The following is an 11,141-nucleotide window of genomic DNA, read 5'->3' as shown; positions in this document are numbered from 1 at the left end:
CATGAAAGTCGCTTTTGTTTCCGTATTCCCTGCCGTTCCCGCCAACGAGGGTGCGCGGAACAGGATTCTCCAGCTGACACGCGCCGTGCGTAGCCTCGGACATGAAGTGCATTTCGTCTATGTCGATACTCCGATGATAGCTGATTTCGATCCCGCGGCCCATGAGGTCGAGTTTGGGGCCGGACATATGCACGTCGTGTCCAGGGAAAGATGCGGGTTTGCAGCACGGCTCATCGACGACTTCAGGTTCGAGATTGGGTTGACCGCATTTCGAACCCGTCGGAAAATTCAACGGCTCCTTGGCCGCGACAGCGGTTTCTACAATTACCTCGACGAGTTCTATTATCCGGAAATAGGCAGGCAGGTCCTGGATCTTCAGCGTCGACTCGGGATTAACGCCGTTATCGTCGAATATGCCTTTCATTCGAGAGCTTTTCTTGGGCTGCCGGATGATGTGCTTCGCATTCTCGACACGCACGATTCCTTCGCCGATCGTCACAAGGCGTTCGTGAACACGGCCAACAGATTTGGGTACTGGTTCTCGGTTCCGCCGGACGTGGAATGCAAGGCATTCCGCCGCGCCGATGTCGTTGTCGCCATACAGGAAGAAGAGGAACGTTCGTTCAAGCAGCGGCTGGCAGGAGAGCCGCCGGTGGTTGAAACGGTGAGCCATATTCTGGATCTCGGCCAGAGAGTGGAAGACTTCACTTCCGCTGATTTTCTGTTTCTCGGTTCAGGCAACGACGCGAACGTCATTTCTCTCAATAGTTTCCTTCACAATGTCCTGCCTTTGGTCAGGGCGGCCCGTCCGGACATTCGCCTGGTGCTGGCAGGCAGCATATGTGGAAAGGTCGAGGACATGGAGGGGGTTCTCAAGCTTGGCCGGGTGGAGAACTTGAAGGATGCGTTCACGCGCGCGCCACTTTCCATCAATCCCATCACGCTTGGCACGGGCATCAATATAAAACTGCTTGACGCTCTGGCTGCGGGTGTCCCAACGATCAGCACCCAGACGGGTGTGAGGGGGCTTTCAGAAGGATATCGTGGTGGCGTGATTGTCGTTGAAGATGGAGATCATCAGGCCTTTGCCAATGCCATTATGAGGCTCTCTTCCAGTCGGGAGCAGCGGCAGGAATTGGGAAACAATGCGTTCCTTGACGCTGTCGAATGGAACCGCCGGCAAATGACGGTGCTCGGCAATATTCTGAAGGGCAAATAAATCGCGATTGTGATGCGTCTGGCTGGTGCAACCTGATCCAACGATGGCAAGCCATCAGGCAATAAGTCGCGGCCCCGCATCCGTGAGCTTTAAAATGGTAAGCCTGCCCGTCGTAAACGCGCCGGTGTCGATGCCGATCCGTTGCGGACCTGTCTGTGGCTCCGGCGCCGGCGTATGGCCGTGGATGATGAGAAGGTCCAGTCCCGCCCCTTCCGACAGGAAGGGTTCCCTGATCCACAACATGTCCTCATCGGTCTGCGCCTCAAGCGGCACCCCGGGTTTGAGGCCAGCATGAACGAAAAAATAGGGTCCCATGCGGACGCAGATAGGCAGGCTGACTAGAAGTTGCCGATGGGCCTGCGGGATCGCGCCAATCAGCGCATCCCTGAACGGCTGAAGCCGCAGACGGCCGTTGTTCATGAAGTAGCTGATATCGACCCCGTAGGACAGAAGCGTCTGGCGGCCGCCGAAATCCAGCCAGTGCATGTTGTCTTGCGGATTTTCGAGGAAATCGCTGAAGAGCTGTTCGTGATTGCCGCAAAGCGAGATGCGGCGCAGGGGCGCCGGCGGTGGTTGCAGCAGATGCTGGAGAACACCGCAGGAATCCCGGCCACGATCGACATAGTCGCCCAGAAGAATAACCAGAGCGGGGGATGGATTGCTTGCGAGATCGGCAAGGATTTTCTGTTCCGCCTGCAAAAGCAGATCGAGGCTGCCATGGACGTCGCCAATGGCATAGATCGGAAAAGACGGAGATTTGTCGCCGAGGTCTATTCTGCGCCGCCTCCGGTCGTCGCGGGGGGCTGGCTGTTTACGACCGCGAATCCAGTTGAGCACTTTAGGCATAGATGCCGATACTGTCTCTCTTGCACGAGGTCAAGAGTGTTGAAAGCCAACGCCACAGAGCCCGTAAAACCTGGGTCCATGCAACGGCTACAGCATCAGCCAAAGCCCCGTCGGACAAAGCTATCCGGGGCAGGGAATTGCGAAAGCCGGTGTCGATTTTCGCAAGGCGCGCCGCGGCGATTGAAGAGGAACGGAGCGCCCCCTTCCTGTTCGAAGATGACTATCCTGTGCGAGATAGACCTAGAGTTTCAGCCAGACACGCGGGTTTTCGTGTGACTGGATCTTGATCCATTTCAGGTCAACCGCTTTCCAAGGTTTGACGACGTTGGTGCGGTTGTCCAGCACCAGATCGCCCTGGCTGGTGCTGACGACCAGAACGGCGTGGCCTATGCCGGTAGGGGTGCGGGCGGTGGCAATGCGCAGGGCGCCCGAGGGCCAGCCGGCGCGCAGAAGGCGTTGCCGCTTGGTCACCGCGTAGTCGTCACAGTCACCGCTTGCGGGGTTCAGATTCCATTCGTCCTGTCCGTCCGCTTCGCTTGTGTAGATTATCGATGTGTTGATCTCGGCGTTGATGCGCTGGAGTTCCGTGCGCTTCTGCTTGGTCAGTTCGACCGTGTCGCGATCGCCAATCCGGACACATTGGTCGGCGGCGTCGTCGCAAAATTTTGCGAAGGCGATGGGTGCAATTGTCGGGCGGCTTGTCGTCATGAACAGGCCGGGACGCGATGCGGTCGGGTTCTGCGCCAGGCCCGCAAGCGGGGCGGCCGATGCCATTGTCGCGATGCTTGCCGCCACACTGACGGCAACTGCCAAAGTCTTTGCCAGACGGATTTGTCTCTTCGCCATGTCTCTGCCTCTGCCCGATTGTTGTCTCTTGTGCATGGCAACATAGCGACCCTTCGTTGCGGGCCGTTTAAGTCGATAGATTGCTTTTTAGCGAAATCCAATTTTATTAAAGCGAGATAGAACAGCGGGGAAACCGGTGCGATGGCGCTTACTTGCAGCGGGTGCGGCCCTCGGCATCTATGATACATGTCTGCTGTGGCACAGCGTTTCGGTACTCACGCCGCGTATCGGTTGAGTTGCTGCGACTTGCCGGCGGCCGGTCGTAATTGCGGTAGACCTCGAAATTGCGCCCGCCGATCGTTCCCTGCGCACCGCCACGGCCATTCGGCGTGACTTCGAAATTCTGATATTGCTGGGCAGAAGCGGAAGCGGGCAGGCCCATCAGCACGCCAAAGGCGCCAGCCGCCAGGCCCTTCCATAACGCTGCCGTTTGGTGCCTGCGCAAGATCATGGCCGTTTCCTTCCCTCAACAGAACGACAGATACGCATTCTGCTTTCCCAATCGTTCGTCGCGTTGACTATATCACTGATCCCGCATTGAGGGTGAGAACGAATATAGCCTTCGTCGGCAGGCGAATCGCTTCGGTACCGCTGGGCGCATCACCAGATAGTGGCCAGACGACTATCTCGCCGCACGATTGTCCGGAACGCAAAAAAGACGTTTTTAGAGCTGAAAAATTAAGCTCTTCTCCGCTGCATTTATGGGCTTCACAATCCTGTAACAACGGACCTAATATACAAGTGCAGATGCCGAATCGATCAGGAGAAGCCCTTGACGATTGCAGTTTCACCACAGGCCCTGCCGGCGCTCGTTCTGAACGCAGACTACAGGCCACTGAGTTATTATCCCTTGTCGTTATGGTCCTGGCAGGACGCGATCAAGGCCGTCTTTCTAGACCGTGTGAACATCATTGCAGAATATGATCACGCGGTGTCGTCACCCAGCTTTTCCATGCGGTTGCCGAGCGTCGTCAGCCTCAAGACCTATGTCCAGCCCACCCGCAACCCCGCCTTCACGCGCTTCAACGTGTTCCTTCGGGACAAGTTCGAATGCCAATATTGTGGCACGCGGGACGACCTGACCTTCGATCACGTGATTCCCCGCGCCCATGGCGGCGAAACCACGTGGCACAATGTCGTGGCGGCCTGCTCTCCCTGCAATCTTAGAAAAGGCAGCAAGCTTCCCAAGCAGGCGGGCATGTTCCCGGCGCAGAAGCCCTTCCAGCCGACGGTTCAGGACTTGCACAATAACGGGCGGCTGTTCCCGCCCAACTACCTGCACGAAAGCTGGATGGACTATCTTTACTGGGATACCGAGCTGCAGCCTTGATCCTGAGGACTGCAACGCGGCTTTTCCGTTTAACGGCTTTTCCGGCTCGCGCCAAAAAAGGCAACGGCCGCAAGCGCAACGCTTGCAATGACATTCCAACCGGCAAACGAAAGGCCGAGCACCCGAAGTGCAGCGTCGTTGCAGGAGGGTGCCTTGATGGCATTCAGATTGCCAAGCAGGTCACCGGCATTGGTGGTGATGGATGGCGCACCCGTGGCGCAGGTGATAGGCCCTGCCCAGAAACCCCATTCCACACCAGCGTGATAAACACCAAGCCCGGCGCCGATCAGCATCGCCACGCCAATGAGGGCGAGAAGCAGCCGCGTGATCTGAACCGGCAGCTTGAAGATGCTGGTCGCTATGGCCAGAATACCCAACGGAATGGCGTAGTAATAGGGATCGCGCTGCAAAAGGCACAATGCGCAGGGCGTATAACCGCCAATATGCTGGAAACCGAGGGCGGAGCCGACAGTAAAGATCATTCCCGCCGTTACGCCAAGAGCGGCGAGCGTGCGGCTGTTGTCGGCGGTTGTTGCAGTGGCCATGATGTTTTCCCCAAACTTCACGAAGAAGCAGATATCCCGAACGGGCTTTCAAAAAGGCGGGCGTGATGGCGAAATTAAGTCGCCGGTTCAACGGTGTATTCCCGGATTCGTCTAATCCAGTCCTTTGCATCTGGCAAATGAAAGCCCGGTAATATTCGAGGGGCGAATGAGCAAAGTTTCGTGAGTGTCTCGATGGCCGCGAAGCAATCGACCGGTCTTTTTGAAAGACCGGAATAAAACGAAGAAAATCAATGCGATTTTGGAAATGGTACCCCAAGCCGGGATCGAACCAGCACTCCTTGCGGAACCGCATTTTGAGTGCGGCGCGTCTACCAATTCCGCCATTGGGGCAACGGTGGTAATGCCACGGCGTCTATCACGGCCAATGGCATGCGTGCAACCCCAAAGCTGATTTTTCCTGTCTAATGACGTGCGTTTGCAGCCTTCATTTCAGAGCTTTTACCGGGCGGGGAATGAAAGGAGAGTCGCGTTTGTCCGTCCCGTATCGGTACACCGACGGTTGTGGCGTTAAAGCAATATTAGATACCACTAATAAATTAGAATATACACAATTGCTAATTGAATTATGATGTTTGCGTGGAGTTTCCACGCGGGGCGGGAGAAGCCAGAACTCATAGGAGGAAATTATGAGGGCGCTTTCTCGCAATTTGTTACTGTCTGCCTGTCTGATTTTACCGGTCAACGCCCACGCGCTGGATATCGGGATTGGCGGTGAGAACGGGGTGAATGCCAGTGTGGGCGGCAATGGCAGCGGTGGGCTCGGTGTCGATGCTTCCGTGGGTGGCAGCAATGGCGTCAATGCCAGCGCTGATGTCGGCGGCAGGAGCAGTGGCGGACTGGGCGCGGATGTCAACGCGTCGGTCGGTGGCAGCAGCGGGGTTAATGCGGATGTCAACGCATCCGTCGGCGGCTCGAGCGGTGTCAGTGCGGGCGCCAATGCTTCGGTTGGCGGCTCCAGCGGCATCAATGCCAATGTTGGTGCGAATGTGGGCGGATCGAGCGGTCTTGGCCTTGGTGTCGGGCTTGGCATCGGCGGCTCCAGCTCGCCAGGCAATCCGGGGAACCCCGGTAATCCGGGCAATCCTGGAAACCCCGGCAACACGGGGCCGGTATCGCCCGGTGGCATGCGCAATGCCATACAGGCCTATAACGACATGTCGCGAAACGAGCAGATCAAGCTTGCCCGTCGTTGTGTCGATATTCTCGGCGGCGGATATGACGCCGCACTGACCCAATTGTGCAAGATGATCCGGACGGCCTCGCGCTGACGCAGCGTCAGCCCTGTGGATAGTCAGATACCAAACCGAAGGATGCTGCGGCATCCTTCGGGATTAACTGTTCTTGCGCCCGAAGGAGAGGATTTTCTGGCGCAGGCTGCGGGCGAGGTTGCGGGTGTTGCGATACATGTCCACCTGCGTGGAAACCTGTCGCACGTCACGGTCGCTGTTCTGCGCAAGCCCGACGACCAGAGTGCCCATTTCCTGCCGTTCCTGCCAGAAGCGGCTCATGATCGGATGATCGGGCACTGCGCAGCTGTCGCTGCGCAGAATATTGGCGTCGTCCAGCTGCCAGTCGGTCAGTTTCTGCACCAAAAGTTTGCCGGGTGAAAACCGCGAATAGGATTCGTCAAAGGCGGTCTTCCACGTATAGGCCTCGCCAGCCGTCATGAAGACGATCATGGAGGCGATGGCGCTGCCATTGAGATCGATGGTGTGAATGCGCACCGCATCCGCTTCGGCCAGATTGGTGATTGCCTCGCGGGCGAAGGCGGCGCGATAGCGGTCATTCACCAGCGCGCTGCGTTTGCGGCCTTTCCAGCCACTCGCTTCCAGCGCCAGGAATTCCTCCATGCGGTAGCGTATGTCCTTCGGTTGCCGGGTAACGGTGTAGGAAAGGGCCCCGAGTTTTTCGAGCTGTCGCCACTGCCTGCGCATTTCCCGCAAATGATGTGGCGCAAGTGAATTGCGCAGATAGGCTTCGCCGTCCAGAAGGCTCTCCAGCATCGGCCGCTGATAGTTACCAGTCGTCGTCACCGGCAGGTTGCGGCTGATTGCTATGGCCTTGAACATCCGGGCAAAAGGCCCTTCAAGCCGTACATCCGGCAGTACCAGAACATTCGGCAGGCGCATTTCCCGGTCGGAAAGGGCATCGAAAAGATTGTCGAGCGTTTCTGCGGCACCTTCGGTATCGACCAGCGGCGTGCCGAGAGGGCCGAAGGGGTTGGCCCAGCCACGGATGATGGAGGGACCGATGGAAAAACCTGGCTTTTCCACGGTGAAGGGCATCAGAAAGCGCATGCGGCTTCTAGCGCCGTTCTCGTCGCGAATAAGGGCGAAGCGCACGGACTTGTCATCGATACGCGGCATGGCGGGTGCAAGAAGCCGCCCTGTGAAGAAGACATTTGCCTCCATGACGCGGTTGGACAGGAAGTCGAGTTCTTCCTGCATGTCGTAACCGAGCCGGCCAGGATAGATGCAGAATTCGCGGCCGTCGCGTCCCACGCGCCGGCTGCTGTCGGCCACGGGGCGGTCACGCTCCGTAGACGCCATCAGCGCAGCGATGCGCGGGTCCTGAAAATCCGGATTCTTTGGGTCGCTGGACATGCTTATCGTTACACCGCCTTCCCAGTGTCTTGACCCGCCCGGGGATCGTTGAAGGCAAAAAGGACGATCCCGAGTGTGCGGCGAATGGCAATATGCAATAGCACAGCTTCTATACACATTGCTATCGCGACAGCTGCCGCAGCGCCTGTCAGACCATAGACCGGAATCAACACCATGTTGAGTATAATGTTACAACCGAAGATAATAATATAAAGAGCTACGCACAATTTTTGTTTGCCGGCCATATTCAGCAGCGTTTCTCCCGGGCCGATCAGTGCTTTTGCGAGGAAGCCGGCAAAGAGGAAGAACATCAGCTTGTAACCCTGTACGAAGCCGGGACCGAACAGGGACAGCAGAAACGGCCCTGCCAGAAGCACGAGACAGCCAACGGCAAGCGATGGCCAGAAGGCCCAGCGCGCCGCCTGGCTGGCGAACCCGGCCAGCCCCTGCCTGTCATTGGCAGCAATGAGCGCGGCCAGACGTGGGGCCGCAGCCGCCTGCACGGAAAAAAATACGAATTGCATCAGCACGATGGTTTTTGCCGCGGCAAAATAGATGCCGACCTGATCCGGCGGCAGATATAGACCGACGATTACCACATCTGAGTTGGTCATCAAAAAACCGATGCCGTCGATCAGGAACATCGGAAAGGCAAACCGTATCCACGGACGGAAATGCACCCTGCGGGCAACGCTGCGGAAATGCCGGTTGAGCCGGCGGTTCATGAACACGAAGTGGAAAAGCGTGGTGACATAGGTGGCCAAAAGGGCCGCAAGCATCGCTGTCGTCGCGGTTTTTTCCGCGCCGAGAAGGATCGCCACCAGCATGAACAGCAGGATCAGCACCGGGCGGATGATATAGGTGGGGCTGAGGGCTGAAACCGCCCAGCCGTTGGCACGAGCTGTCCCGTTCAGCACATCGCCAAGCGCCACCATCGGCAGGGTGAAAAGCGCCAGCGAAACCGGAATGAGGTAATAGGCGGAGATGCGCTCGCCGAAGAAATACAGGAAGACGAAACCGAAAAATGCAAGCGCGCTGGCCGAAAGCATGGCGAAGAGACGCGCTGTCGAGGTTAGACCCATGATCTTGTCATGGGCATCCTCCAGGCGGTAGCCGGGCAAAAAGCGGATGACGGTGGTGTGAAAGCCGAGACAGGAGAGGTTGCCGAACAGGATGACCAGAACCCAGACAAAGGCGAACAGGCCATATTCGAATTCGCCCATCAGGCGGGCAAGGATGATCTGGGAGATGAAAGCGATACCGGCGCTGATGATGCGCACCGCAAAGGCGACGAGCGCCATGCGCTGGGCCCGGGAGACATCGTCTCTGCCGGAAACGACGACGGCGATTTTTGCCCCCAGCGGCGCCAGTTTAGCGCGCAGGCCTGCGGGTAAGGCTTTTTCCGCCGTGTTGAGGATAGCCATAATCCACACGCCATCATTTCCAGTTGAGTAGGCAACTGGATTATAAGCACCTTATCATTAACGAAGGGTTTGGGAGACAGGCACCTGTGTGCCGATATTGGCCACCTGCCTCGGTTTGCGGATCCCGTTGAAGAGAAAAAGGGCAAGCGGACTACGGCGTATCGCCTGATGCAGCAGATAGGCCGTTATCGTGGTGGCGACGACGATGATGGCGAATTCCAGGATCGGCGGCAGCGAGATCAGGATGAAGAGGGTGCCGAAGGCATAAATCAGCGGGTGGTGAACCAGGTAGATGGTGAAGGAAGCGTCGGTCATTCTCCTGGCAAGCCGGCTTGGCCGGTCGAAAAAGCGGCAGGCGATATCGATCAGCAGGCGGCTTGCCGCCACGGCGGCGATTGTGGAGACGAGTATCAGCAGGGCCGAGTTCGAAAAAGGATATTCCAACCGCAGCGTAACCGCTGTCGCGATCCCGGCAAACGCGATGACGCCCGTGAGGATGCCCGTCTGGCGGAAGCGGTGAAAAAGAGCCCGGTCGCGATGAAGCAAAGCCCCGATAAGGAAGAACGGTACGTAACGCGCGTAAGGGTCGGAGGCCCGTTCATAGAGAACGAGAAGGCTGTTCCCATTTTTGCCAGCAAGCAGGCCCGAACCGTAAACCGTCAGCTCCCATAAAACAGGGAAGGCGCAGAGCGCTGCGAAAAACGCGGCTGGATATTGACCCCGCATCCTGCCGAACCAGTCTCTTGCATAGGCGAGGGGCGGGCGCCCCGCCAGAAATAGCAGGCCGGCAAGCAGACCCGAATACGCGATAAGGGCGGGTAGGAACCATAGATGCATGATCCATTGCTCACCCGGAAACAGCAAATCCGGCAGGTTCGCGAGCAGCCGGTCGGCGGGAATATCACCTTTGGCGATACCTGCCAGTTTCAGCAGGAAAAGCTGCGATGGCCCAAGCAGGAGCACGGCCACGATGAAAGGGACGCCAAGGCGAAGGAAGCGCTGTCTGAGCCATGGCATCTTGCCCTTCCTGCCGATGACCATGGTGGAAAAATAGCCGGCCACCAGAAAAAACGAAGGCATGCGGAAGGTGACGAGCGCTGCCCCAAGCGCGGTCAGGACTGGGCTGGTCTCGAAATCCTTGATGTCCCAGGGCAAAGCATAGCTGTAGAGCAGGGAGGCGTGATAGGGTATGCCGAGCAGCATGAGGAGTGCCCGCAACGGGTCCCAATAATGCTCATAGTCTGATTTGCCCGGTTGCATTTTCCCCTCGCGTGACGAACGCGATCCCGCCTGATCCGTAACGATCAACACGACTATTGGTGGAAAACGCTAATAAACCCTTCATGCACCCGACGGGGTGGGCGGGGCCTTTTTCTTGGGCATGAGGTCAAGCACCAGTGCGCAGCCCAGAATGATGATACCGGCACCGAACAGCTGGGGAAGCGACAGGGGTTCGTCGAGCACCAGGGCGCCAACAAGCACCGCCACGACGGTGACGGCAAATTCCACGCTGATCGCCTTCGTTGCGCCGATCGAGGAGACCAGCTTGAAATAGGTGATGTAGGTCAGGCCGCTCATGACGACCGCCTGTATCAGAAGATAACCGTAATCGACGAGATCGGGCGTTCCGGGCAAGGGCACAGCGAAAAGAAGCGGCAAGGTCATCAGGCCGCCTGTCAGGAAGGAACCGATGGTTATTTCCCAGGATCCAACCCCCTTGAGGTGCAGGCTCGCAAAATTGCTGCCATAGGCGGCACAGATGCAGGCGGCGACAGCGGCAGCACAGCCAATGACAAAGCCGGATGTGACAGGAACAGCGGGAAAACCAACGAGCAGGACGATGCCGGCAAAGCCGATGACGAGACCGGCAATACCCTGCCGCGTCAGGCGTTCCAGACCCCAAATCTGCGAGATCAGCATTGAAAAAAGCGGGATGGTCGCCACCAATATGGCTGCCATCGCAGTGCCGATCTGAGGCGTCGCGTAGGACAGGCCGATCAGTTGCCCGGCGACCGTCGTTGCGCCGACGATTGCGAAAGCGCGCCAGCTTGCGGAGAATGCCAGCTTCCGGCGTGCCGCACGCGCAATGAGAAAGAGTGCTACAGCGGTTATGAGCGAGCGAAGCGTGACTGCGCCAATCCAGCCGAAGGCTGCGACGACATGTAGAAGCAGCAGGAAAGACACGCCCCACGTAATCGCGAGAAAAATATAGGCGGCAAGATCGCGAGGGGCCATGAAAGCAGTTTCCGCAAGATGATCCGGCTCCCATAGGGAAAGTGCCGATACCAGTCAACACCCCGACCAGCA

Annotated in this window: 11 protein-coding genes and 1 tRNA gene; 3 read left to right on the top strand and 9 right to left on the bottom strand. The window is 57.8% G+C overall.

Features of this window, described 5'->3' with window-relative positions:
* The first annotated feature begins 1 nt into the window (after window position 1).
* Window positions 2-1,219, top strand: a complete 1,218-nt coding sequence (locus tag AB4Z23_RS06115; protein ID WP_065687883.1) for a glycosyltransferase family 4 protein — start codon at window positions 2-4, stop codon at window positions 1,217-1,219.
* Window positions 1,220-1,273: 54 nt separating this feature from the next.
* Here the strand turns inward: AB4Z23_RS06115 and AB4Z23_RS06110 are convergent, their stop codons facing one another.
* The 3 genes from AB4Z23_RS06110 to AB4Z23_RS06100 all read right to left on the bottom strand — a co-directional run bounded on the left by AB4Z23_RS06110 (window position 1,274) and on the right by AB4Z23_RS06100 (window position 3,362).
* Window positions 1,274-2,065: a metallophosphoesterase family protein gene (locus AB4Z23_RS06110; protein ID WP_003511251.1), complete on the bottom strand. Its 792-nt coding sequence runs from the start codon at window positions 2,063-2,065 to the stop codon at window positions 1,274-1,276.
* Between the two features lie 240 nt (window positions 2,066-2,305).
* A complete protein-coding gene (locus AB4Z23_RS06105) occupies window positions 2,306-2,911 on the bottom strand; it encodes a transglutaminase-like cysteine peptidase (protein ID WP_025595463.1) in 606 nt (201 codons plus the stop codon).
* A 148-nt stretch (window positions 2,912-3,059) separates the two neighbouring features.
* On the bottom strand, window positions 3,060-3,362 hold the full coding sequence (locus AB4Z23_RS06100) for a hypothetical protein (RefSeq protein WP_065687882.1): 303 nt from the start codon (window positions 3,360-3,362) through the stop codon (window positions 3,060-3,062).
* A 321-nt stretch (window positions 3,363-3,683) separates the two neighbouring features.
* Between AB4Z23_RS06100 and AB4Z23_RS06095 the strand changes: the two genes are divergently transcribed.
* Window positions 3,684-4,241 (top strand): HNH endonuclease, encoded by a 558-nt coding sequence (locus tag AB4Z23_RS06095; protein WP_003511248.1) that lies wholly within the window; start codon window positions 3,684-3,686, stop codon window positions 4,239-4,241.
* 29 nt (window positions 4,242-4,270) lie between these two features.
* Here the strand turns inward: AB4Z23_RS06095 and AB4Z23_RS06090 are convergent, their stop codons facing one another.
* Together AB4Z23_RS06090 and AB4Z23_RS06085 are read right to left on the bottom strand one after the other, a co-directional pair.
* Complete coding sequence (locus AB4Z23_RS06090) at window positions 4,271-4,786, bottom strand: disulfide bond formation protein B (protein ID WP_013761732.1); 516 nt, start codon at window positions 4,784-4,786, stop codon at window positions 4,271-4,273.
* 266 nt (window positions 4,787-5,052) lie between these two features.
* Window positions 5,053-5,137: transfer RNA gene (locus AB4Z23_RS06085), tRNA-Leu, on the bottom strand.
* 296 nt (window positions 5,138-5,433) lie between these two features.
* Here AB4Z23_RS06085 and uppQ point away from each other — a divergent pair.
* Window positions 5,434-6,075 carry a polysaccharide biosynthesis GNAT family N-acetyltransferase UppQ gene (uppQ, locus tag AB4Z23_RS06080; protein ID WP_003511246.1) on the top strand — a complete coding sequence of 214 codons (642 nt, stop codon included), beginning with the start codon at window positions 5,434-5,436 and terminating at the stop codon, window positions 6,073-6,075.
* Window positions 6,076-6,138: 63 nt separating this feature from the next.
* On the opposite strand, the gene AB4Z23_RS06075 is transcribed toward uppQ, so the two are convergent.
* The 4 genes from AB4Z23_RS06075 to AB4Z23_RS06060 form a co-directional block, all read right to left on the bottom strand.
* Entirely contained in the window at window positions 6,139-7,410 is a 1,272-nt protein-coding gene (locus AB4Z23_RS06075; protein WP_003511245.1) for a GNAT family N-acetyltransferase, read from the bottom strand.
* Between the two features lie 8 nt (window positions 7,411-7,418).
* Window positions 7,419-8,834: a Wzx-type polysaccharide biosynthesis protein UppV gene (uppV, locus tag AB4Z23_RS06070; protein ID WP_019564817.1), complete on the bottom strand. Its 1,416-nt coding sequence runs from the start codon at window positions 8,832-8,834 to the stop codon at window positions 7,419-7,421.
* Between the two features lie 57 nt (window positions 8,835-8,891).
* Complete coding sequence (locus AB4Z23_RS06065) at window positions 8,892-10,094, bottom strand: acyltransferase family protein (protein ID WP_081308484.1); 1,203 nt, start codon at window positions 10,092-10,094, stop codon at window positions 8,892-8,894.
* A gap of 81 nt (window positions 10,095-10,175) precedes the next feature.
* The gene (locus tag AB4Z23_RS06060) at window positions 10,176-11,069 is read right to left on the bottom strand and encodes a DMT family transporter (protein WP_013761727.1); all 894 of its coding nucleotides are present in this window, start codon (window positions 11,067-11,069) and stop codon (window positions 10,176-10,178) included.
* Window positions 11,070-11,141: the final 72 nt, after the last annotated feature.

This window comes from Agrobacterium sp. MCAB5, from assembly GCF_052114365.1.
Taxonomy (GTDB): domain Bacteria; phylum Pseudomonadota; class Alphaproteobacteria; order Rhizobiales; family Rhizobiaceae; genus Agrobacterium; species Agrobacterium tumefaciens.
This window is presented reverse-complemented; position numbering and strand designations above follow the sequence as displayed.

Bases quoted from the DNA above. Each gene is read 5' to 3' on its own strand.
- AB4Z23_RS06105 (WP_025595463.1), bottom strand. From the start codon at position 2,911: ATGGCGAAGAGACAAATCCGTCTGGCAAAGACTTTGGCAGTTGCCGTC.
- uppQ (WP_003511246.1), top strand. From the start codon at position 5,434: ATGAGGGCGCTTTCTCGCAATTTGTTACTGTCTGCCTGTCTGATTTTA.
- AB4Z23_RS06110 (WP_003511251.1), bottom strand. From the start codon at position 2,065: ATGCCTAAAGTGCTCAACTGGATTCGCGGTCGTAAACAGCCAGCCCCC.
- AB4Z23_RS06100 (WP_065687882.1), bottom strand. From the start codon at position 3,362: ATGATCTTGCGCAGGCACCAAACGGCAGCGTTATGGAAGGGCCTGGCG.
- AB4Z23_RS06065 (WP_081308484.1), bottom strand. From the start codon at position 10,094: ATGCAACCGGGCAAATCAGACTATGAGCATTATTGGGACCCGTTGCGG.
- AB4Z23_RS06075 (WP_003511245.1), bottom strand. From the start codon at position 7,410: ATGTCCAGCGACCCAAAGAATCCGGATTTTCAGGACCCGCGCATCGCT.
- AB4Z23_RS06115 (WP_065687883.1), top strand. From the start codon at position 2: ATGAAAGTCGCTTTTGTTTCCGTATTCCCTGCCGTTCCCGCCAACGAG.
- AB4Z23_RS06090 (WP_013761732.1), bottom strand. From the start codon at position 4,786: ATGGCCACTGCAACAACCGCCGACAACAGCCGCACGCTCGCCGCTCTT.
- uppV (WP_019564817.1), bottom strand. From the start codon at position 8,834: ATGGCTATCCTCAACACGGCGGAAAAAGCCTTACCCGCAGGCCTGCGC.
- AB4Z23_RS06060 (WP_013761727.1), bottom strand. From the start codon at position 11,069: ATGGCCCCTCGCGATCTTGCCGCCTATATTTTTCTCGCGATTACGTGG.